Raw genomic sequence first — 23,226 nt, forward strand, 5'->3', positions numbered from 1 at the left:
AATTCCTTAATCGCTTTCTTTTTTAATTCCTCAGAGAAAATCCGATGCTCACGGATTTCTAATTTTGAGTTAACTTGCCGCATAAGTGACTGTTTTTTGTCAACCTATTTTAGGCATACACACCCTGCAACCTGCAACTTGTAACCTGTAACCTTTCACAACTGGTTGTTCAGGAGTGGCAAAGTTGCGGCAATTTCATTTACTTTTTGATATACCGCAGGGCTTTGCAAATGCTCTAAATGCCGGTGATGATGAAGATCGGTTCCCAAAAGATCAATGTATTTGAGTTTAAAAAGGCGCGCTGCCGTTTGCGCCACGCCTTTACCGTAATAACCGCTCAATGAAAGTATATTAACCTGGAACAAACAACCGGCATTCTTCAGCTCATCGTATATTTCGGGCTTATGATGAAAATAAGAATAGCGTTCGGGGTGTGCGAGTATAGGCTTATAGCCCTTCATTTGTATAGCAAATATTTTTTCCTTGTAATCCAGCGGCGCACTTGCAAATGAAAATTCCACCAGTACAAGATTATCCTTTATCGTTAGCAATGGTTCATCCTGCTGCAGCAAATGATCAAAATGATCATCTAAGAAATATTCCGCCGCTGCCTGCAAACGGATATTGATATTCCTTTTCTCTACCTCTGCCTTCAACTTTTCGTATCCCCGTGTTATGATTTGCCTGTTATTGGGGTAGAGGTCAGGCATGAGGTGGGGTGTGGTGATCAGCTTTTCATAGCCCGCATCGCGCAACCCTTCAATAAGTTGTATGGAGGTATCCATATCAGGCGACCCATCGTCTATACCAGGTATAAGGTGCGAATGCATATCGCATTTCAGTACACTGAGGTTACCGCTGAAATCAGGTTGTTTTTTTTTGAAGAGGGAAAACATAACGGAATTTGAGATTTAAAAGGTTACAGGGTTCAGGTTGCAGGGGCGTTTCACGCAAAGAAGCAAAGAACGCAAAGAAAAATTGGGGCACTTTTGGGTGCAGGAAATCATAAAGTGCAGATCATGCATTCCCCTGTGTGCTTCTCTGTGCCGCTGTGCTTCCGTGGTTCAGGGGTTGCTAAGGAGCAACGGGCGCAAAGAGCGTTTTGAATTTAAGAAAGTATAAATCACAAACTATAAACTACAAACTTCCCCGTGTCTCCGTGGTTCATTGTTTTGCAAAATCCTTATACACTTCGGCTATTCCTTCTCTTAAATGGATCTTCGCTTTCCAGCCCAATGCCTGCAGGCGGCTTACATCCATTAATTTCCTGGGTGTGCCATCGGGCTTCGACATGTCGTGTTCTATTGCGCCGCTATAGCCTACTATCTCTTTTATCAGCAATGCCAGGTCTTTTATGGTAATATCTTCGCCAATGCCTACGTTGATCAGCCCCGGTTCATTGTATCGTTGCATTAAAAAATAGCAGGCATCGGCCAGGTCGTTAACATGTAAAAACTCACGGCGCGGGGTACCCGTACCCCAGATGGTTACGCTGTTGTGACCGTTTATTTTGGCCTCATGAAATTTCCGCATCAGCGCGGGCAATACATGCGATTTTTTCAGGTCATAATTATCGTTTGGTCCATATAAATTGGTGGGCATTACCGATATAAAATTGCAGCCATACTGAGCACGAAAGGCGTCACACAATTTAATACCTGCTATTTTGGCAATGGCATAAGGCTCATTGGTATGTTCCAGCAGGCCGGTAAGCAGGTACGCTTCCTTTAATGGTTGTGGCGCCAGTTTGGGATAGATGCACGATGATCCGAGGAACATGAGCTTGGTTACCTTGTTTTTATATGCCGCATGCATCACATTGTTCTGGATCATGAGGTTATCATACAAAAAATCGGCGCGGAAACTGTTATTGGCCATAATGCCCCCCACGCGGGCTGCAGCCAGGAAAACATAAGCGGGCTTTTCCTGTACAAAAAAATCTTCCACAGCCTGCTGGTTGCGCAGGTCTAATTCGCCGGATGTGCGTACAACTATATTTTCAAAACCCTGCTCCCCTAACTTTCGTACAATAGCCGAGCCTACCATTCCCCGGTGACCGGCAACATATATTTTATCGTGTGTGTTCAAGGATATTATTTATAGTTTTTGGTTTGTTGTTTATGGTTTGGGTTCACAGTTCTTCGGATTTCGCGCTTTAAATATCGAATTTGTTTTGCTTTTTGTAATTTGGTTCCTGGTGCTTCAATCTACTCATATTGATTCTTCACTGTAAACCCGCTTTCTTTCAAAAGTTTTTCTTTTTTAAAAAGCTCCACATCGGCGGCTACCATTTCCTTTACCAATGCCGGCAGATCATATTTTGGCTTCCAGCCCAGTTTTGTTCTGGCTTTGGTGGCATCGCCAATCAACAGGTCTACTTCCGTTGGACGAAAATATTTGGGGTCAACGGCTATTACTTCTTTACCCGGTTCCAGTTGATACGCCGGGTTGCTGCAGGATTGTACAACGCCTGTTTCTTTATCATCGGTTCCGCTGAAAGCAATTTCCACGCCTACCTCGGCAAATGCCATCCGCACAAATTCCCTCACGGGTGTAGTAATGCCCGTGGCAATTACATAGTCTTCCGGTTTATCCTGCTGCAGTATCAGCCACATGGCTTCCACATAATCTTTTGCATGGCCCCAGTCGCGCCGCGCATTCAAATTGCCGAGATAGATCTTATCCTGCATGCCCAGGGCGATTTTGGCAACGCCCCTTGTTATTTTTCGGGTAACGAATGTTTCCCCGCGCAATGGCGATTCATGATTGAACAATATGCCGTTGGTTGCAAACATAGTATAGGCCTCGCGGTAGTTTACCGTAATCCAGTATGCATACAGCTTCGCTACAGCATAGGGAGAACGCGGGTAGAATGGTGTGGTTTCCGACTGTGGCACTGCCTGCACCAGCCCGTATAATTCGGAGGTGGATGCCTGGTATACCCTTGTTTTTTGGGACAATCCCAGGAACCTAACGGCTTCTAATATGCGCAAGGCGCCTAGCCCATCGGCATTGGCCGTATATTCAGGGGTTTCAAAGCTCACGTGCACATGGCTCATGGCCGCCAGGTTGTATATTTCATCCGGTTGGGTTTCCTGAATAATGCGGATGAGATTGGTGGAATCGGTAAGATCGCCGTAATGCAGCTTCATCCGTACATTTTTTTCGTGCGGATCCTGGTACAGGTGATCTATACGTTCGGTGTTGAACAGTGAGCTGCGGCGTTTGATGCCGTGCACAAAATATCCTTTGGATAATAATAATTCGGCCAAATAGGCGCCGTCCTGCCCGGTGATGCCGGTAATTAAAGCGGTTTTACTCATGATGGAATATGAATAGATTTATGATTTCTGATTTTTTGATTTCTGATTTTTGATCCGCCACAGCGGAAAGGTTTCTAATTTGAGATTATTGTGTCCGGCTGAAAGCTGACAGTCTGCACCGGATTTGAGCTTTAGTTCGTTCCCTGCCCCTGCCCTCTGTAACTTTCACGCCCTGCAACCTGCAACTTGCAACTTGTGCCCTGTAACTTGCACCCTGCAACCTGTAACTTGCACCCTGCACCCTGCACCCTGCAACTTGCACCCTGCAATCTGCAACTTGCAATCTGCCCCCTGTACCCTGCAACCTGCAACCTGCACCCTGCAACCTGTACCCTGACTATCGTTTCAAAAACTGTCCCAGCTTTCGCAGCGGTTTCATATACAAGGTAAAGAAATAAGGATCCAGTCCGTTTATTTTCCAGGCCAGCCTGTCCTGGCTGTTGGCCTTTAACCTGTTTCTTAATGATGCCGTGCTTACACCGCCTACCCGCATTTTAATGATCACTTCATTAATATATACGGCCGGTATTTCATGTTTCAGCAATATGCGCAGCATAAGTTCATAATCGGCAGCGGAACGCAGGCTGCAATTGAAAAGGCCCACTTTATCATATACTTTCCTGTGTACAAAAAAAGTAGGATGGGGCGGCATCCAGCCATAATAGAAGCTCCTTTTACTGTATGGGCCGGCCTTCCATGTGCGTACTACTTTATGTAAGTCATCACGCTGCACAAACTGCAGGTCAGCATAAACAGCCTGAACTTCAGGATTGCTAAAAGCCCGGGCTATCGTTGAAACAACCGTGTTGCGGGCATACACATCATCCGAATTCAAAATGCCGATCACGTCGCCGCTTGCGGCCGCAATGCCCTTGTTCATGGCATCATAAATGCCTTCATCTTTTTCGGTAATGAGTTTGGCAATATGCGGAAACTCCGCAACAATACGCAATGTATCGTCTGCTGATCCCCCATCTACTATAATATGTTCAATATCCGCATAATCCTGCGCCTGTATACATTGCAATGTATCTCTTATGGTGGATGAACTGTTGTAAGTGGCCGTGATGAGGGAGATTTTCATGCAACTCAGGTTCGCGTTTCTATACAATCACTCTTTGTTTAAGCATAATTGCCGGGTTGCCCGAATAAATACTATAGGCTTCCAGGTTTTTGTTGGCTACTGATGCCACGCTGAGCATGGCATGCGAAAAAGCGGTAACGCCGGGACAAACTACGGCCTTTGCTCCTATCCAAACCCCGTCTTCCAGTATGATTTCTTTTACCATTAAATCAAAACTTGTTTTTGTATAATTGTGGTTTCCGGTAAGCAGCATGGCTCCCTGTGAAATACAAACATGGTTACCGAGTGTTACTTTACCCAGGTTATCTATCCAAACCGATTCACCAATCCAGCAATGATCGCCAATAACCAGTTTCCAGGGATATTTGATGTTAACACCAGGTTTTATTATCACTCCGCGGCCGAGGTTGGCGCCAAAACATTTTAATAACCAGCATTTTAAACCCGACAGGGGGTTCAGCGGGTTGATGAAAAAAAGCACATTGGTAAAATACCAAAGGGCCTGCTTTATTTTGCCCGCTCCTATGGTTTGTTTGTACCAGTTGTTGTTATATGTGCTGTAGTCTGTGCGGGGCATTGGTTTGTATAATGCTTTTATGAACGTCATTACGAGACCCAAAACAAACCTGACTGGCAGATAATACTTTTACGGGTCGAAGTAATCCCCCGGATTGGAGGCGGATTATATGCTTTGAATTGGCTCATTACTCCGCTTCGCTTCAATGGGCTTGCCTACCTGCCGATAGGCAGGCTTCGGCGTGCATAATTCTTCTAACTTCGAACATTCGTTTACGCTTCGCAAGGACGGGCCTTTTATGGTCACCACTCCTTTATTTCTTTCCACAGATCATTCCATTCCGGATTCATACTTTCAATCATTCTAATTTTGGCCGACCTGCTTCCTGCCTTGATTCTTTTTTCTTCTTCAATAGCTTCCATTATGGTTGGAAAGAAAAAATAATAAACCAGTTTCTCAGTATTATACCTGGCTGAAAAGCTTTTGGGATATTTTTTTTCCTTGTGTTCCTGAATCCTTGCTGCCAGGTTGCTTGTAACGCCTGTATACAGCACTGTATGATGTTTATTGGTTATGATATAAACGAAGCCGCCTTTTACAAACGTCATTACGAGACCTCCAAAGGAATTCAAATGCTATATAAATACGTCACAGGGCCGAAATAATCCCCTGATTTGCCTTTTTGAACGTCATTACGAGACCCTGAACAAGTCTGCATGACGGGTAATACTTTTAAGGGTCGAAGTAATCCCCAATGCCGGAGGCGGATTAAATTCTTTTGAACTGGCTTATTACTCCGCTGCGCTACAGGGGGCTTGCCGCGGCGTGTGTAATTCTACAAAGTTCCTGCATTCACTTACGCCTCGCAAGGACGGGCCTTTTAACTGAACAACTCCTTATACTTTTCCTTCAGTTTGGAGCTTTCCGTAAAATTCTTTGCATACTGCCATGCCCCTGCGCTCCACCGTTGAAAGGCTTCATCATCCATACTGGTCACTTCCTGCAGCACCTGCACAAAAGCTTTTTCATCGCTTAAGGGCAGATCCCAACCTGCATGATGCTCCTGCAAATTGCGCCAGGGCGTTTGATCGCTGATGAGCACCGGCCGGCCGGCACCCAGGGCTTCGAAAATGGCATGACCGAAATTTTCGCCCAGCGTGGGCAATACAAAAACGTGGTGCTGTTGAATTACGCTGGTTACCTCGTTGTTTTCAACGGGACCTTCAAATTGAACTGAAATATTCGCCGGTAAATTTGCAATACAGTTGAGGCATTCCTGCCAGTACCCTTCATCTTCCATACTTCCCCTTATGGTAAAAAACAATTGCATATGCATAGGCAGTTGAGATAACAGGGAAAGAAAGAATAAAATATTTTTTTTTTGGGCAAGCCTCGAAATAAAAACAGCACGCAATTCTCCCTTATTTTTCTTAAGATAAGCCGGTGCGGACTGTGTGGCAGGTGAGAAATTTGGTATAACCGTTACTTTGTTTACCCTGGGTAAATAAGTATAAATATCAGCTTTCTCCTGTTCATCCGTGGCATGCGCATGAATGTGTTTGGGCACGCCTAAGAAATTAAGAACGGATAGAAATTTCTTTTTCTTACCCGATTTAAAACGTATAGCGCCCTCTTGCAACATACCTCTTGGAGCCAGTACTACCTTCGCCTTAATAAAGCCCAGCCGTTTCATCAGCAGGGGATAAATGGTAAAATACCTCGAATACATATTGTTGAGGTAAATATATTCCGGCTTAATATCCTGTACCTGCACCAGAATGTTTTCCCAGTTCAGCGCGCCGGGAGAAGCATAAAAAAGATAAACGCCATCACTGTCTAACCAACGATTCGTTTCAATTGCACGGAAAGCTTTTGTGTCACCCAGGTCCCTGTCGCCGGTAAAAATATAAATATCATAATCCGCTTTCATGTGCGCCGCAAAGTTCACGCATGAACGGATGGGGCCTCCTGCCTTGAATGCGGGTTCGTACCAGTCGGTGAAGACCATTATTTTAACTCTCGCCATTCAGTACGCTTTTCAAATTTCCACACCAGGTATCATGTGTTATTCTTTCCGAAAGCGCCGCGCTTCGCTTACCCATTTTCTGTAGTTCGGCAGGTTCTACCTTCATTAGCGTATATAGTTTTTGCCTGAAGTTATTTTTATTATCGGAATCGAAAACAAAGCCATTAAATCCGTTGATCAGGAATGTAGACGCTGCACCACAGGTATCCGAAAGCAATAATGCCAGTTCTGCCGCGGCGGCTTCCTGCACTACCACGCCCCAATGCTCGTATAAACTGGGCATGCAAAAAACGGAAGAGTGATGATAATACTGCACCAGTTCGGCCGGTTGCACAAAAGACAGGAACGACACCTGCTTTACCCCGGTATATTTGTTTTGCAAGGCCTGTTGCAAAGGTCCGTTACCAATCATCAGCAATTCCCAATCCTGCAGTTCGGGATAGTTTGCCAGTAGTTCAGTAAAAGCTTCCAGCAACCAGCCCGGACGTTTATATTCCACCATCCGCCCCACAAATACGATACGCTTCCGGAAACCAGGCAGGAGCTTCCTGAATTTTGCGGTATCCGCGCAATACAGGTCATGAATTATCCGGTTAGCCGGGAACCCCATCCTTCTTGCGTATTCATATTGAGGATATCCCGCCACCCATAGATGAGTAGCTTTATTTTTAAGATAAAATGGAGCTATAAGACCCGCCAGCCTTTGTTTTGCAGTGCCCTTCCAGGGGTTGTCCATCCCTATAATTACAGGTATCCTGTTTATCCATTTGGCTGCCACCTGGTTGTACTCCTTATCGCCCCAGCCGGCCATATATATTACATCGGGTTCCCAATTGTTAATTGCAGCCAAATTCTTTTTTTCAATAATGCTGATGGCGCCGGGTGCATCTTCATATTGGTAGGGTGCATTGCTGTCCTGCGGGTAACACACTATCCGAGCCTCCGAACCGCCAGCACTGGTTTGCAGCAAATATTGCACACAACGAAAAAAATAATCAGGCAACCGGCTGTAAAGGAACAGGTAGCACTGGCTTTTTTCTTTCATTTTTTAGTTGGGCTTTTGTGGTATACTTGTGATAGTGCCTGTAATTGATAAGCAGCATGGCAAAAAAGAAGGGTGTTCCATAGTCAATATATCCACCCAGCTTGAAAGATTTACAAACAAAATGACTTAAGCAGGCAAGTGAAATGCTCCTATACAGCCCATTATCTAATAGCACTACTTTTCTTATTAATGTAACAAAGTAAATAATCAATCCAGTTAAACCAAATTCCGAAAAAATGCGGATGGTGAGTGAATGGCCCGATGGCGCATTGAGGCCGTAAAACCAACTGTACCTGAAAGAAGAGTTTTCAAAATAGCGATAGTACATTTCTTCGTGGCCTCCCAAACCGCTGCCAAAGATGTTCCCGTTTTTTAAGTTCTCTTCCGCCACCATCAGGTTAGAGTAGAGCGAAACCGTTGTGCCATTGGCAACGGTCTGCCGGGTTAACACATTCACGTCGCCACTGAACACCTGTTGCGTTTCCGTGATGCGTATATTAAAGTTCTCGTTAAAATTTACCAGCACATGAAAAACCAGGTAGTATAATAAAGGAACGGAGATCATAACATACAAGGGGTTTATATATGCGATACTGATCACGGCCAGGAAGGCCAGATACCCCGTAAGGTTATAGGTAAGAAGAAGCGCGGCGAGCATCGTAAAGAAATACAGTTTGTATTGCTTAAAATGGAAAAATGCAAAAACTAGGGCAGGCACCAGGATGGCGGCGTAATGCGATGGTTCATATGCGATGGAATCAAGCCTTCCAGCTTGCCGGTTAATCAAATCAATCCCTCCATATGAAACTATAACTTGTATGATTCCGAATATCGCAGATAGCCACGTGAATTTCAGGTAGAGCCTGAAAAGCATTCGCCAGTTATAGGTTCCGATAATAAAAAAATTGATGGAATATATTATTAGAATAGGTAAAAACTGCTTTAAAAATCCCCCATAGCTTAGCTGCAGGAGGAGGATAGAAAACAAGCTGATAATTATAAGATACAGATAGATTTTCCAAGGAAATGTTTCCGCCAGGACAATATCCTTCAAATGAAACAAAAAGAAAACAATAGCGAAGGGGTAGGCGATAAAGTCGAAGTCAATACCGAAAATCCTTCTTGATCCGATCTCTTTCGTAAATACAGATAATACCAGCAGCACCTCCACAAGTGAGGCCATGTATATCTTTTTTTTATCAGGCGATTGTATCGTATGTAAGTAGCCTGGTATCATTTGGGATTGCTCAAAATCTAAGTTTATCCAACAACACATTTCCGTTCTCTGCACCCAGGTTCAATCTTTCACCAGGTTTTAGTTGCAATACATGCAGATCAGCCGCAGTGAGGGTTATCTCTTTAAGATCACCTGAAGAGATCGTCTTTCTTATGGTTCCTGAAGCTGATTTAAATATTATAGACACATTGCCATTGGCACTTTTGGCTGAAAAAGAAAAGGATAGTTCACCATTGCGTTTTTTAGGTATATTAACCCCTATAGACTTACCAGGTACCATTTGAACATATGTGGCAAAATCAGAAAAATCATTTTCCGGTGCAGTGCCTTTCTCGGTTATTAAGTTTAGCCCCGTAAGGTACTTTACATTTTCCGCTTCTATTTCAACGGCTTTTGACCAGTAATAAGGGTGCTCATACTGGTGCCAGCCATCCAACTGGTAAAACACCGGTTGGGCTCCTGAAAGATCGAGCACATACATGCTGCCCTGCCGCCTGATATTGAAACTAATTTTTTTACCTTCAAGGGTGATAGAGGTGGTTGCTTCCAGTACCGTATTGCCCTTGTAGTTTGAGCTCGGCTGCACAGTGCCATAGATCAGGTATTTTTTATCCAGCTTACGCACCAGCACCAAATGGTTAGATGCTGAAGCGGCAAAGGCAAAAGGCATGCGCTGTTCTTTCGATAAAGGATCTTCCAACAGCACACCCTTATCTAAAAATTCCCATGCCTGTGAGGCGATGGCCTGGGCATAGGCCGGCATGGCCGCCTGGTAAATATATCCCCGCGGATCATTGGGGCCCTTACCATTGGGCCAGCCCGTTTTGCCTGTAACGTTAAAATAGCCCACATGAAAAAAATCGGCGCCCAGCATCACCATGGATTTTAATAAGCCCAGCCATTGCGCCGGCCGGATATTTTTTTCTTCAAGGCTCCATCCGGCACTGATAAAAGGTGCGAAAAATTTAACGCCTAAACTTATTTCTTTTTTCCTGCCTTCTGCTACCGTGCCGTAACCATTTAAGGGTCCCGAAGCAAGACGCCAGTTATCGGGCCGGGCGGGATAAAAAGCAGGTGTGGAACGGGGTGCTCCGTTAAACAGGCTGTTGGTCCCTATTCTTTCGCTGTATTGGGGCCAATAGGCGCTGTTGTAAGCGCTTACATTGTAAAAGGTAAATGTCACATTTTTCCAGGGGATATTTTCCAGGATGGTAGCTTTATACACCGAATCAAACCGGTTGTGCATCCAGCCGTTAAAACGATCGTAATCCATTCCTGATTTTTTGAGACAGGCGGCCACTTCAGGGCTTTGTTGCAAAAGCTGTGCAGGCCATTTGTGGCCAAACCATTCCCCGTTTTCATTGATCATGTTAATGTTGCGGGTTAAATGCCTGGCTAACTGTTTAAGGTAAAAAACAGAGGTAAGGGCATCTTGCTGAACCAGGTCCATTGAGGAAAATGGGTTCAGCCATTTTTTATTGTTGTACACTATTGGTTTGCCAGCTTTATTGCGGAGATAATACTTATCCGACAGGTTTTTTGCCGTAACATACGGGGACGTCCTGTCGAAACCCGCCTGCGCCGGTTTATTCTGCACCTGCATCAATACTGTAGCGGCGGGCAATTGCGGGTGCTTATTGGCATAGCCTATCAGGGAGGAAAATATTTCAGTTGGGCTGCTGTACCTTTTTTGTGCTGTAGCCGAATCTACCCTAAGCGTGGGCAGCTCAATATAGTAATTCCAGTTTTCGGCAAGTTCTCCGGTTAGTTGTACCGCCGTTTTTGGATTTATTTTACCAAAGCCGTTGCCACCATCACCGGGCAATTCCCTGTGCAGGTAGGTTATATCCATCCAGGGGAAATTACGGGGCAGGCTGATGCCGGGAGCATACCGGGGAAGTGGGAATTGCTTTAACTGCTCGGTGGCCTGCACGGTATAATCGGGATAACCGGGTGCAAACTCTTTTTCATCCATGGTATAGCTTTCCTGTTGCGGCAGTTTTTTTCGCCGGGCGATAACAGCAGGATTAATCCGGAAACTATAATGTTGCCCGTTTTCCAATTCATGCGCGTGCTGCTGTATGAGTTCGGAAGAAAGAGCGCTTGTATAAAATGCCAGTTCATCTATAGCGGCATCCAGTCTGAGTCCGTCTCCGCCCTCGATTACCCAATTATCAAAGGATTCTATCTTTTTTGTGAATGTCGGGTCGGTTTTGCCATCTATCCATACTTCAAAACTCCCTGATTTTTGGGCTGTAAAAACAAAATGATGCCATTGCCTGTTAACAAGATTATTATAACTGGCCACTCCCGCTCCCTTCAGGGGGATGGTCCAGTTTTCAATCGCCTCTTTCTCCTTTCGTTTAACAGTATACCGGATATTTATACCCCCGGAGGAAAAATTCAACCGGAAATCCGGTTTGGGAAAAGTAGTGAACATGAATTGCCTGCCATTGAAAGCCAGTTCCAGTGTAAAATCAGACAGATCCCGCACCGGTTTTAAAAGATTGGTCACAAGCAGTCTATCAGAAAAAACAGATTCAATGCCACTGCCTACAATACCTTTAACAGGTGCAACTTTTGCATTGTAATTTTTTATATTGAGCGCTTTTCTTACCACCTGGTCATTCAGCAGTTCGCTGCCCTCGAATGTCCAGTAATGCACAGGTTGCTGCGCTCTTAAAAGCAACCCACAACCGCAAAGCCACAGCAGGTATAATATTTTTTTCATCGGCTCAATTTATCTTCAATGGCACTGATCAATTTTTGGCTCACATCGGGCCATAAAAATTTACCCGCAATCCACCGGTAGGCTGATCTTTTTTTCTGTTGCAACATTTCGTTACTGCAATTGATGGCATCTGCTATTGCCGTTTCCAGCGCATGGCTGTCGGCTGGAGGGATCAGCCATCCGTTCTGTTCATTTACCAGTAAAGATACAGCGCCCACATCTGTGGCGATAACCGCGCAGCCGTTGGCCATACCCTCTAGTATTACATTGGGCATGCCTTCCGAATAGCTGGGGCAAACCAGCACATCCGACTGCGCCAGGATGGCCTGTAAATCTTCCCTGTTGCGGATGGTGCCGTGGTATACCATTTCCGGTAAATCAAGCCTTTTATTTTCGGGAATAGGTCCCACAAATGCGAAGGAAAAACGATATTTACCGGCAAGCTTTATAATGACGGCATTGATCTCTTCAATGCCCTTTCTTCTTTCGTAGCGTCCTATGAACAGGAATCTCCTTTCGGGTCTCACTTCCACATTATCGGCGTTCATCCACTCGCGCTCAATGGCCGCGGGAATCTCAATGATCTTATCTGAGGATATGCCCAGCTTTTTGATATAGCCCGTTATTTTACCCCCGTACGAAAAAATGTAATCGGCATGGCGATTTACCCATGTAAGTGGAAAACGGAGTAATAAGGTTTCGAGCTGCATTTTAAAACCGGACTTTTTTTGCATAAACTCGTAGCCATGGATATTGATGGCCACAGGCGGTGCGCCTGGATCCTTTTTGTGCAGGAAATACCAGCCCGTCATGCCCTTGGCAATGATAAAATCCACAGCGGGAAAACCATTGAGTGTTTCGTATATCTTTTTTGAGTATAGCCAGCCCTGGTAAATATAATGACCGGGGAATGATTTTACCCGCGGTTTTTCTACTATAACCGGATTGATGTATTTTTTTTCCTCATCTGTAAAGCAGTTTAAGTTTTTTATTTCTTTTGTTATGGTGGTAGCCGTGTGCACCAGCAATACATCAACATGGTTTTTTGCCAGGTATTTGCACAAAAAATAAGAGTGCTTTTGCATGCCGCCAATCACATAGGGCCAAATACCATCTGTTATCAATGCTATCTTCATCCTGATTAAATCAGTTCCCTGTTCATTTTTGAGGCATGCTCTTTGTTGCCGGTTGCCAATATATTTCTGTATCGTTCTGCATTGGCAGCGTCAGGGGATTCTATTAATACAAAATTATTACTATCTTCTCCGAATAAAGTATAGCAATGCGTTGCAAAAAAAGCAAAAATCTCTGCCTGGTTTAATTGCCCTTTTCCCATTTCAATATAAATGGCCGGTTTAAACTTTTCGATTGTTTTGGCTGCACCTTTAAGCACATAGTACTCAAAATTTTCCACATCAATTTTCATAAACTCAACAGGCGTATTGTTATCTGCTAAAAAATCATCAATGCTTACAATATCCACAAGATGTTTTTCATGGGGTTCATGTTCATAATTACGTATCAATGAAGCTGCACCGGAATTCCTTAATGGCAACTGAAGTTCAAGTACAGATGCTTTTTCGCCAACTCCCTTGTTTACCAGTTTTAGTATAGATTCAATTTGTGGGTTTAAACTGAGGTTTTGACTTATCCTGCTAAATATGCGGGGATTTGGTTCAAAAGCCATTACCTGTTTTTGCCATTGTTTTTCCTTTATTTTTTGTGCCATTATTAAAGAAAAATTTCCACAATTAGCGCCAATGTCAAGGATCAGCCCTTCCTTTCCGGGGTTTATTATTTTTAATGCCGCATCAACATGCGTATCGGCTTTATCGCGAAAAAGCAACCATTGTGTAAAATCCGCTGGTTGTATTGTAAACCAGGTATTATATCTTTTAATTGTTTTTTCTTCTTCCCTTTTATAAAAAGTTCTGTCGGGTATTAATTTTTTAAAAAGATACCCGTGTGTTTTGTGGTATTGATCTGCTACAAAATCATCCCACCCCAGGGATACCAGTGTTTTCTTAATCAGTCGCGATATCTTCCGTTTCATAAGCTATATTGAAATGCATGTTACTATTTTATGTTGCAAGGCATTTAAGGTATATATCGATCAGCATTTCTACATGTCGTTTGGGTGAGAAATAAGAACTGGCCAACTCCCAGGCGTTTTTTGACATTTGCTTGTACTGTTCAGGATTATCAATCATTTTTTGAATGCTTCCGCGTAAAGCATCCGCTGATACCTCATTTAATAAAAACCCATTAAAGTTGTTTTTCAGCCAGGTGGACACCCCCCCGGTATTGAAGGCGATCACGGGTTTTGAATGCATGGCTGCCTCTATACCCACCAACCCGAATGCTTCCGGGTAAATAGAAGGAAAAAGAACGCAGTAGGATGTTTTCATCAGTGTACTGATCTCAGCGGATGATTTCCATTTTTCAACTACTATTTGGTGTTGTAGCTGATGACCTTTTACAAAATCCATGACATAATTATATAGCGGGCCATCTCCTATTATTTGTAAAGCGGTATCGGCATTCTGCTGTAATACCGGCAGTATGGCATCCAATAACTGGTATATGCCTTTATGCTCAATCAACCTCCCTACAAATAAAAATTTTCTCTCCCTTTCTTCAAAGGCTAAATAGGGCAATTCAAATTTTGTAAAATGCGGATTGCAGATCACTTTTTCTTCCGGGATCCCTCCAATGATCGCTTCGTTGCGGATGTATTCGGACATGGTTAAAATGGCGGCATAACGTTTCCCCGCATTCTTAACCTCGAACTCTGTTCTTTGATAGTCTTTAAACACATTGAAGGGCATACGGCTCCTGAAGCATTTTTGTGTATAGGCGTGATAAAAGCAGTGAAAACCGTATTTTACGGTGCAAGGCTTGCCATCTGTAACCCAAAACTTGCCATAACCGGGGCAAACCATTCGCGGTTCGTGCATTGTGCGCACTACTTTGTAGCGTGACAACATGTATTCAATGGCTTTAACTATGGACAAACCATGAATATGCACCAGGTCAATCTTATAATCCTTTAAAATATCATCTAAGGTTATTGTTAAATCCTCCTTCGGAATGTTGGATATCCATTCCCGGTTAACAAATATTCTGTATCCTGGTTGTTCTTCTGTTATAAAAAGTAGAATATTCTTAATGCCCCTGCTTTCCAGCTGCTCACTTACATCCCTGATGTATACTTCGCTGCCCCCCTTAATGGTTGGGTTTTCATGTACGCGTAAAATGGTCAATAGTGCTTTTTTAAAAGTAGTGATACGGAGTAATAAAGCAATAAGGTTTCAGAAATTAGCTCTTACTAAAAAGGGATTTGGTTTGCAGCATCGGCCCTCCCTTTTGAAACGAGGAATTTATAAAAACTAAGTGTGGTATTCTTTGATAACTTTATCGATTTTGCAACCTATTTCCTCGTAGATCTTTTCCCAGGTAAACTTATTACGAATTTTATTATACAGATTTTCGCCATATTTCTCCAATGCTGATGGGTTTGCTGCCAGGAAATTCAGTTTGTCTGCCATGTCCTTGGCGTCCGCATTTTTAATGAAAACTACTTCATTGTCAGAAAATATATTTTTAAAATTCCTGGAATCCGGAACTATCATTGTCAGTTTTGCAGCGCCGTACATGAAGGCCTTAACGTGACTAAAATAAGGTAAAGCAAAAGTAATAACGCCAATATGAAAATCTTTTATTAATTCAGAAATTTGATTATGATTTAAACTACCATAAAAAATGGTTTCCACCGAATCAGGGATTTTATCTTTTAAAGATTCGAGGTTCGATCCTATTAAATGCAATCTAAATGCAAAAGGATTGGCAAGCAGTTGCAATGATTCAGTTAATACATCCAACCGGTGATGAGGCATTACATGTCCTATAAACGCCAAGTTTATTTTATCCTTAACAACATTGTTCCTGGCTTTGAATTTTACCGCAAATTCCTCATCAACACCATTCTGAATGATAAAATAGTTATGATAAGGAATATTTAATAATTCATTTATTCCGCCTACATAAAAGCCAAAAGTATTACGATAGGCCTTCTTTTCGAGCTCAAAAGAAATTTTATTAAGAAATTTTGGAAAATACCTGGAATTACTATGCGAGAGAATTCCATTTACTTCATACATGTGTGGTATTCGAAGTAGCTTCGAGATAATAATGCCATTAAAATTCAGATAGCTTGAGCGCTCATATATAAATACCGGGGAGGCCTGTTTTACTTTTTTCAAGCATGTAAAAAAGTGAACATGATTGATTAGTAAAATGTAAATCCATTTTATAGAACTTTTTAATTTTCCTCTTAGTGACCCAATGGTATTGTTTGATTTTAAAGGGTAAGATGAAGATTCTCTTGTTGGAGGTTTATAGGGTTTGCAAAATAAGCACAGCTTGATATCAAAATATTTCTGTAGTTGTGAAAGTCCGGCGTTAATGTGGTTGTTAGCACCGGTGTTAGGATTCAAGCAAGCGGTTTCAGAAACAATATACAACCCCGAACATTTCTTTTCTTCGATCAAATTATTTTCCATTGAAATACTGCAGGGAGTTCTATGCACTTTTATAAATCCTTTCTATAATCTCAATTACTTTTAGACCTTCCAGTGCATTGGTGGTAATAGGATGGGTATTGGATATAACGTTAACCACATTTTCAAAAATAAAATGATGGTTGGCTGCAGAGCCTTTATAGACGCCATAATCGTTGGGAGGATTGGATGGTGGCAGTTCGGGCATGGTATAGTCCTTGATATGGCAATACTCCACTTCATTCATGTATTGCCCACCCACCTTCACTGTACCTTTTTCTGCAATGATCGTGATGCTGCTTTCCAGGTTTTTATCCCATACCGAGGTGGAAAAGTTCAATACGCCCGAGCCCCCATTCGCAAAATCAAAGAGTACATTTCCTGAATCTTCAAACTCTGTTAATCCGTGGTGGTTGAATGTTTTGATGTTCGACCGAATGTTTTCAATATCGCCAAACAACCAGAACATGATATCTATAAAGTGCGAGAACTGCGTGAACAATGTGCCGCCGTCTAAAGCTTTTGAACCGTGCCAGTTGGCTTTGGTATAATATCTTTCATCGCGGTTCCAGTAACAATTGATCTGCACCATGAAAATTTTGCCCAGGATATTGTTGGATATGATTTGCTTTAGCCACACCGAAGGTGGCGAATAACGATTTTGCATTACACAAAACACCTGCTTATGCTGGTGCAATGATTCATAAATGATCTTTTCACAACCCGCTTTGGTAAGCGCCATAGGTTTTTCCACCACCACGTGTTTGCCTGCCCGCAGAGCCTGTATGGCATGCGCTTCGTGCAGGCCGTTGGGCGTGGCAATGCACAATACATCAAATGCCGGCCCCTGCTTCAGCATTTGCTCCAGTTCTTTAAAATATGGCACATTGAATTCTTCGGTTTTTGTTTCGGCTGCAGAACGGTTGTCGCAAAGGCACACCAATTCACATTCCGGGTTATTCAACACCATGGTAGCATGTCTTTTGCCAATATGCCCGCAACCTATCACGCCAAACCTGATCTTTTTCTTTTCCATATTTTTATTTAACCTTGCTTATTGTATTTGCTTTTAGTTCATATACCATTCCACTCTCCGGGCAGGTTGCTCTTCCTTCATCATTGAATTTCAAGCGATGGCCATACTCACTTACCCACCCGATTTGCTTTGCCGGATTACCTACTACTAAGGCGTAGGGCGCCACTTCTTTTGTAACAACGGCGCCGGCGCCAATCATGGCATACGCGCCAATGGTGTTGCCACATACGATGGTAGCATTAGCTCCTATTGAAGCGCCCTTCTTGACGAGGGTTTGCTTGTACTCTGTTTTTCGTGCTATGGCACTCCGGGGATTGATCACATTGGTGAAGACCATAGACGGGCCGAGGAAAACATCGTCTTCGCATATAACTCCTGTGTATATAGAAACATTGTTCTGCACTTTTACATTGGTCCCCAATACAACGCCCGGCGATATCACTACATTTTGCCCGAGATTGCAGGATTCACCAATTGTTGCACCCTGCATAATATGAGAGAAATGCCAGATTTTGGTACCTTTTCCAACGATTGCACCTTCATCAATTAAGGCGGTAGGATGTGAGTAGGTATTATCTAAGGACATACGAATATGAATTTGGTTGAAAAGTAATTCTCTCCATTTTCTTTAATAAATTTTTTATGCCTTTAGTTCTTTTATAATGTTTTAATTCTTTTTTCGATTGATTCAATTTATACTAACTATATATTTTAGCCACGGCAACCAAATTTTCCTTTTGTGAAAGATTAGCTTCAATGATCAGTCTGTTATGGTTAAACAGCTCTCCCTTTATATTTTCAACATTCTCCAAAACGCTTTTCTCCGCAAAACGCACACCCCAATCTTTTAAGGTTTTATATAAATTGTTGTTGCTGTTCATGATCACAGCCTTCCCCATATATAGGGCAGCGAGAGTGTTACCAGCGGCCTGCTGACGGATATGGTTCATCCAAACTATTCCACAGGAGTTGATGTATTGCTGGTACTGATCCAACGGCATTAATTCCGTGATCGGGATAAATTTTTCAGCGAAATATTGCTTTCCGTAAGCTATTATATTTTGGGCATAATCCTTTCCGCCATAAGATAAAGGGACAACGATATCTCCTTTCCAGCCGATACCCTTGAGATAATGCAATGCGTCTAAATGATTATTGGTGTCGGTTGCCGAATTACCTAACCATAGCCTGTTTACATTCAGCGTTTGTGGCCCCAATGTAGCCAGTGCCATTTGTTCCGCTGTGAAATAAGAATAATAGGTCCATTTCATTTTTGTGTTGAGATGGCGGATCATCTCATAATCATATTTTACCCAGGTTGCACAAATACTTACCCGCCTGATCAAAGCGCAGGTTGCACGGCTCTTTATCCAACGTAAGCGAAAAGCATTTAATTCCCGAACAATACTTCTGGCAGTTCCAATATCCTTTTTCAGTACATTTTTTTTGTATTGCCAGGTTAATGGCAGGTACCATCTTTTTTCAGCCGGAGTAAATTTATAGCCATCGCCACCCCAAAACATCCAGATCACCTCAGTGTCTTTCCGGAGGCTTTTCAAAAAAGATTCCAATTGATCGAAAAAAAAACTATGTAACACCAGCTTGTCATATTGATTGGCCTCTTTTGCCAGGAAAGGGATTGTTTGCTTCGTCCATTTAACTTGCTTTATTAGAGGTGATTTCGTATGCTTTAGTTCTTTTGTTTGCTTTTGTGCGACCCAGTACACCGAACCGCCCGGCTTAACTTCTTCCGACTGTGTTATAAAATAATCAATGAACCTTTCGTCCATCATTAAATGAAGGAACTTCTTTTCTTTTCCCATAGATATTTTTCTTTGCTATTTGAAGCCCTTTACTGCGCATGATATGCAATATATAAATATATGCCAGCAGCGCTAAAAGCCCCACAACAAAATGAAACCCAATGAAGGAGGGTGATAAAAAATTCCCAGTGTTGCCATACCAGTATTTGGCAATCAATAAAATTCCGAGGTAAAGCAGAGAAGCAATAAATTCAGGTGCAACATTTGTAAAGAAGTCTGTAATTTTTTTAAACAGCATATAGCAAACAAAATAAACTTCTACAAAGAATGCGATCATGCTCGATAACAGATAGCACCATACCATACCAGTTAACCCTCCGTATACAAGCCCTAATATGATTCCCGCAATCATCAGTGTTTTGGAAACCAATCCAACCCTAAATAATAATAAGGTCTTTCCCTTTGCATAATAAACTGGCCCTGCCAGCGTGGCGATGGACTGAACTGCTCCGAGAAAACTTAAAATTTTTAACAAAGGAACTACCTCCATCCAGCCTGGGCCGTATACAATGAGGATAACTTCATGAGCGTATACCCCTAAAAAAGCCATTAACGGAAACGTGGCCATTGCTACAAGAGACATCATTTTGCAATATTGGTCCCATATTAAGGCAGCATCATGTTGAATCAATGCAAAAGAAGGAAACATCACCCGCGATATTGTAGAAGATATTTGCCTTAGGGGTAAAAGCATTAGGCCGTATGCACGATTATATATGCCTAAAGAAACAGCACCCAAGAATTTCCCAACCAACAAATTATCAATGTTTCGCACCCAGTAATTAATAGAACTGTCGCCCAGTAAAGGCAGGGAAAATCGCAAGTGACTTTTCAACAACGTCTTATTGAATATCCACTGAGGACGCCATTGCACCATCCGGAAACTGATGATCAGCCCGGCAAAGCTGGTTAATAAACTTTGCCCCACCAGGGCCCAGACCCCAAAGCCTTTAAAGGCAAGCCCTATTCCCAGTAGCCCTCCTAATAGCGTGGTACCGAGGTTACGGTAAAAATAGCTTTTAAAATCAATGGCTTTCTGTATGAGCGCATCGGGAACGATGGCCATTGAACTAAATAAAAAATTCAATGACATAACCCGTATAAGGAGGGTTAGTTGCGGTTCATTAAAGAAATCCGCTATCAATGGTGCAGTTAACACGAGCATTAGCGCCAGAACAAGTCCTATCATTATGCTCAGCCAAAATATGGTAGATTGCTCCTCTGCTGTAATGCCCTGCTTTTGTATAATGCTTGATCCAAGACCGATATCTTTAAATACCTGTAAAAAACCAATCGCCACCGTTACCATGCCCAGTAAACCATATTCAGCAGGAGTGAGTAATCTCGATAGGATGCCCGATATAACTAACGTAATGAATTGTCTTACTACCTGGTCAATGACCGACCATTTCAATCCTTTTTTTGTTTTTGAGCTTTGTGTACTCAAATCAAAGCACTTTTAGGATAACCGAAATAATATGATCCTGTTCTTCTTCTTTCAATTCATAAAATAATGGTAACCTTACCAGGGCATCTGAATAATAATCGCTCCAGGGCAGTTCTCCGCCAGTGTGTTCATGAAGGAAATAAGGACTTTTGTGCAGGCTCAGGTAATGAAACACCGCCCAGATACCTGCCGATTTAAGGGCATTCAGCAGGGCAGTCCGCTGTTCCAGGTTTTTGCACACCATATAAAACATGTGGGCATTATTGGTAGCGCCTTCAATAAGCCGGGGAAACTGTATACCTTTTTTTTGCAGGGGCTCATACAATCCCTCCCAATACCTGGTCCAGAGCCATTTGCGCCTGGTCTGTATTTCATCTAAGTGTTCTACCTGGGCATATAAAAATGCGGAGATGATTTCAGAAGGAAGGAAGGAAGATCCCAGGGATACCCATCCATATTTATCTACCTCTCCCCGAAAGAATGCAGAACGGTTCGTGCCTTTTTCTCTTATGATCTCTGCCCGCCGGGCAAATTTTTCATCATTCACTGCAAGCATACCGCCCTCACCCGAAATAATATTCTTGGTTTCGTGAAAAGAGAAAGCGCCAAGGTGACCAATGCTCCCCAGTGGTTTTCCTTTATAAAAGGAATCAATGGACTGAGCCGCATCTTCCACTACCCAAAGGGAATGTTTATCCGCCATGGTCATAATGATATCCATATCGCAGGCAATGCCTGCATAATGCACGGGAACAATGGCTTTGGTTTTAGGCGTGATCAATGATTCAATTGCAGATGCATCAAGGTTGGGATTGAACCCCGTACTGTCAGCAAACACAATCTTCGCGCCTCTTAATGCAAATGCATTCGCGGTGGAAACAAAGGTGTAAGAAGGTATGATCACTTCATCACCGGGCTGTATATCCAATAGCAGGGCCGCCATTTCCAGCGCGTCGGTGCAGGAAGTGGTGAGCAGGCATTTGCGGAAGCCATAGCGCTGTTCAAAAAAGCTATGACATTTTTTGGTGAATATGCCATCCCCGGAAATTTTCCCGGACTGTACGGCTTCCTGGATATACAGGGTTTCCTTTCCGCTTAAATAAGGTTTATTAAAAGGGATCATAGAAGTTTCCTGAATTTTGCAGGCACACCGAGGTATAAACCAGGGGCGCTGATGTTTTCTGTTACTACTGCACCCGCTCCGGTACGAACGCCGGGTCCGATTGTAATATTATCTATAACAATGGTTCCTATACCCAGGCCAACAGCCTTGCCTGTAGTTACAAATCCGGCAATATTTACACCGGGCGATAAAAAAGAATGGTCCCCGATGTGGCTGTCATGGGCAATGATACAGCCTGCATTGATCAATACGTTATTGCCAATGGTGGCATTCATATCTATGCTACAGCCGGGATATATAAAAACGCCCTGCCCGATGTGGCAACTGCTGTCAATATAAGAACTGGAATGAATAACCGAACCGAAAGGAATAAGAAATGAAAATCTTTCAAAAACGGCAACACGTGTTTCAAAATGCTTGTACCCTATCCCGGTCATCAAAACGTCAAATGCGTTCTCTTTGTAAAGCCTTACGATATCTTCCACATCGCCCAGCACAGGATATCCATGTCGCAATACGCCCGGTTTTTGGAAATCATCGAAAAATCCAACAGGTTGGTAATGCTTATCCGTTAAAGCGTGATGGGCTATTTGCTGACCAAGATCGCCCGAACCGATTATAGCGAGTCTTTTCATAAGTATTTTTCCAGTTGGGCCAGGTTGGTTATACGCTTTACAGGGCTGTTTTCAAAAATATCAGCCCTGTCTATTAAAACTGCGTTTATCCCTGCCTGCAAGGCAGGTGCGATATCTAATTTCAAAGAATCTCCCACGTACAAAATTTCTTTCGGATCGCACGCTGCCGATTCGATCATCATTGTAAAAAATGCAGGATCAGGCTTTCGAACGCCTTTTAACTGCGAACCCAATATCCACGAAAACGGGAAAGCGAAGTGTTCCTTCAGTTTCCCCGGCAGGGTATCATCCCAGTTCGATAAAACACCTACCGGCTGTTGAATGGTTTGGATAAACGGAGTGTCTTCAAAAGGTTGCCAGGGGAGATATGAACAAGCCTCAAAGATTTCTCTTACCAATGTTTCATTCGCGGGAATTCCCAGCAAATACAGCAACTCCGTATTAAAGGAAGTATAGAATTCTTTTGATGTTTTATCGGGGAAGGCAAATACCTCTGATAACAATTTATGTTTTTGAATGAGGGAATTTTGTTTAACAGTATAACCATTTTTTTTTAAAACGTCGCCTATCCTGTTAAACAGGTCGGGTTTGTACAGCAACGTATTGGCGACATCAAAAAAAACAGCTTTTATCATAATTC

Annotated in this window: 21 protein-coding genes; all 21 read right to left on the bottom strand. The window is 42.9% G+C overall.

The genetic code is table 11. The annotated features are described in order from the left end of the window. Positions 1 to 155 precede the first annotated feature (155 nt). Complete coding sequence (locus tag FRX45_RS06395; RefSeq protein WP_152267582.1) at positions 156 to 896, bottom strand: tyrosine-protein phosphatase; 741 nt, start codon at positions 894 to 896, stop codon at positions 156 to 158. A 268-nt stretch (positions 897 to 1,164) separates the two neighbouring features. Continuing rightward, on the bottom strand, positions 1,165 to 2,088 hold the full coding sequence (fcl, locus tag FRX45_RS06400) for a GDP-L-fucose synthase (RefSeq protein ID WP_152267583.1): 924 nt from the start codon (positions 2,086 to 2,088) through the stop codon (positions 1,165 to 1,167). Positions 2,089 to 2,207: 119 nt separating this feature from the next. Next, the gene (gene gmd / locus FRX45_RS06405; RefSeq protein ID WP_152267584.1) at positions 2,208 to 3,323 is read right to left on the bottom strand and encodes a GDP-mannose 4,6-dehydratase; all 1,116 of its coding nucleotides are present in this window, start codon (positions 3,321 to 3,323) and stop codon (positions 2,208 to 2,210) included. 337 nt (positions 3,324 to 3,660) lie between these two features. After that, a complete protein-coding gene (locus FRX45_RS06415; protein WP_152267585.1) occupies positions 3,661 to 4,407 on the bottom strand; it encodes a glycosyltransferase family 2 protein in 747 nt (248 codons plus the stop codon). Between the two features lie 19 nt (positions 4,408 to 4,426). Further along, on the bottom strand, positions 4,427 to 4,984 hold the full coding sequence (locus FRX45_RS06420; protein ID WP_152267586.1) for a WcaF family extracellular polysaccharide biosynthesis acetyltransferase: 558 nt from the start codon (positions 4,982 to 4,984) through the stop codon (positions 4,427 to 4,429). A 242-nt stretch (positions 4,985 to 5,226) separates the two neighbouring features. Further along, complete coding sequence (locus tag FRX45_RS06425; RefSeq protein ID WP_152267587.1) at positions 5,227 to 5,532, bottom strand: GIY-YIG nuclease family protein; 306 nt, start codon at positions 5,530 to 5,532, stop codon at positions 5,227 to 5,229. Between the two features lie 272 nt (positions 5,533 to 5,804). Beyond that, a complete protein-coding gene (locus FRX45_RS06430; protein ID WP_152267588.1) occupies positions 5,805 to 6,950 on the bottom strand; it encodes a glycosyltransferase family 4 protein in 1,146 nt (381 codons plus the stop codon). Beyond that, positions 6,937 to 7,995 carry a glycosyltransferase family 4 protein gene (locus FRX45_RS06435; RefSeq protein ID WP_152267589.1) on the bottom strand — a complete coding sequence of 353 codons (1,059 nt, stop codon included), beginning with the start codon at positions 7,993 to 7,995 and terminating at the stop codon, positions 6,937 to 6,939. The genes FRX45_RS06430 and FRX45_RS06435 overlap by 14 nt, the downstream gene beginning before the upstream one ends. Further along, positions 7,946 to 9,178, bottom strand: coding sequence for a hypothetical protein (locus FRX45_RS06440; RefSeq protein WP_152267590.1), 1,233 nt, complete (start codon positions 9,176 to 9,178; stop codon positions 7,946 to 7,948). The genes FRX45_RS06435 and FRX45_RS06440 overlap by 50 nt, the downstream gene beginning before the upstream one ends. Positions 9,179 to 9,242: 64 nt before the next feature. Next, positions 9,243 to 11,963, bottom strand: coding sequence for a LamG-like jellyroll fold domain-containing protein (locus FRX45_RS06445; protein ID WP_152267591.1), 2,721 nt, complete (start codon positions 11,961 to 11,963; stop codon positions 9,243 to 9,245). Then, positions 11,960 to 13,099, bottom strand: a complete 1,140-nt coding sequence (locus FRX45_RS06450; RefSeq protein WP_152267592.1) for a glycosyltransferase family 4 protein — start codon at positions 13,097 to 13,099, stop codon at positions 11,960 to 11,962. Before FRX45_RS06450 ends, FRX45_RS06445 begins: the two co-directional genes overlap by 4 nt. Before the next feature lie 5 nt (positions 13,100 to 13,104). Beyond that, entirely contained in the window at positions 13,105 to 14,016 is a 912-nt protein-coding gene (locus tag FRX45_RS06455) for an FkbM family methyltransferase (RefSeq protein WP_152267593.1), read from the bottom strand. Between the two features lie 28 nt (positions 14,017 to 14,044). After that, positions 14,045 to 15,226: a glycosyltransferase family 4 protein gene (locus FRX45_RS06460; protein ID WP_152267594.1), complete on the bottom strand. Its 1,182-nt coding sequence runs from the start codon at positions 15,224 to 15,226 to the stop codon at positions 14,045 to 14,047. Positions 15,227 to 15,352: 126 nt separating this feature from the next. Continuing rightward, complete coding sequence (locus FRX45_RS06465; protein WP_152267595.1) at positions 15,353 to 16,525, bottom strand: glycosyltransferase family 4 protein; 1,173 nt, start codon at positions 16,523 to 16,525, stop codon at positions 15,353 to 15,355. 19 nt (positions 16,526 to 16,544) lie between these two features. Then, positions 16,545 to 17,558, bottom strand: a complete 1,014-nt coding sequence (locus FRX45_RS06470; RefSeq protein ID WP_152267596.1) for a Gfo/Idh/MocA family protein — start codon at positions 17,556 to 17,558, stop codon at positions 16,545 to 16,547. Between the two features lie 4 nt (positions 17,559 to 17,562). Further along, positions 17,563 to 18,144 carry an acyltransferase gene (locus FRX45_RS06475; protein ID WP_152267597.1) on the bottom strand — a complete coding sequence of 194 codons (582 nt, stop codon included), beginning with the start codon at positions 18,142 to 18,144 and terminating at the stop codon, positions 17,563 to 17,565. Between the two features lie 112 nt (positions 18,145 to 18,256). Beyond that, positions 18,257 to 19,381: a TDP-N-acetylfucosamine:lipid II N-acetylfucosaminyltransferase gene (locus FRX45_RS06480; RefSeq protein ID WP_152267598.1), complete on the bottom strand. Its 1,125-nt coding sequence runs from the start codon at positions 19,379 to 19,381 to the stop codon at positions 18,257 to 18,259. Then, positions 19,329 to 20,828, bottom strand: coding sequence for an MOP flippase family protein (locus FRX45_RS06485; RefSeq protein ID WP_152267599.1), 1,500 nt, complete (start codon positions 20,826 to 20,828; stop codon positions 19,329 to 19,331). Before FRX45_RS06485 ends, FRX45_RS06480 begins: the two co-directional genes overlap by 53 nt. Before the next feature lies 1 nt (position 20,829). Then, complete coding sequence (gene rffA, locus FRX45_RS06490) at positions 20,830 to 21,951, bottom strand: dTDP-4-amino-4,6-dideoxygalactose transaminase (protein WP_152267600.1); 1,122 nt, start codon at positions 21,949 to 21,951, stop codon at positions 20,830 to 20,832. Next, the gene (locus FRX45_RS06495; RefSeq protein ID WP_152267601.1) at positions 21,948 to 22,586 is read right to left on the bottom strand and encodes a NeuD/PglB/VioB family sugar acetyltransferase; all 639 of its coding nucleotides are present in this window, start codon (positions 22,584 to 22,586) and stop codon (positions 21,948 to 21,950) included. The genes rffA and FRX45_RS06495 overlap by 4 nt, the downstream gene beginning before the upstream one ends. Next, positions 22,583 to 23,221 carry an HAD family hydrolase gene (locus FRX45_RS06500; protein ID WP_152267602.1) on the bottom strand — a complete coding sequence of 213 codons (639 nt, stop codon included), beginning with the start codon at positions 23,219 to 23,221 and terminating at the stop codon, positions 22,583 to 22,585. Before FRX45_RS06500 ends, FRX45_RS06495 begins: the two co-directional genes overlap by 4 nt. Between the last annotated feature and the right edge of the window lie 5 nt (positions 23,222 to 23,226).

It is taken from the genome of Agriterribacter humi (assembly GCF_009192765.1).
In the GTDB taxonomy this organism is placed as follows: domain Bacteria; phylum Bacteroidota; class Bacteroidia; order Chitinophagales; family Chitinophagaceae; genus Agriterribacter; species Agriterribacter humi.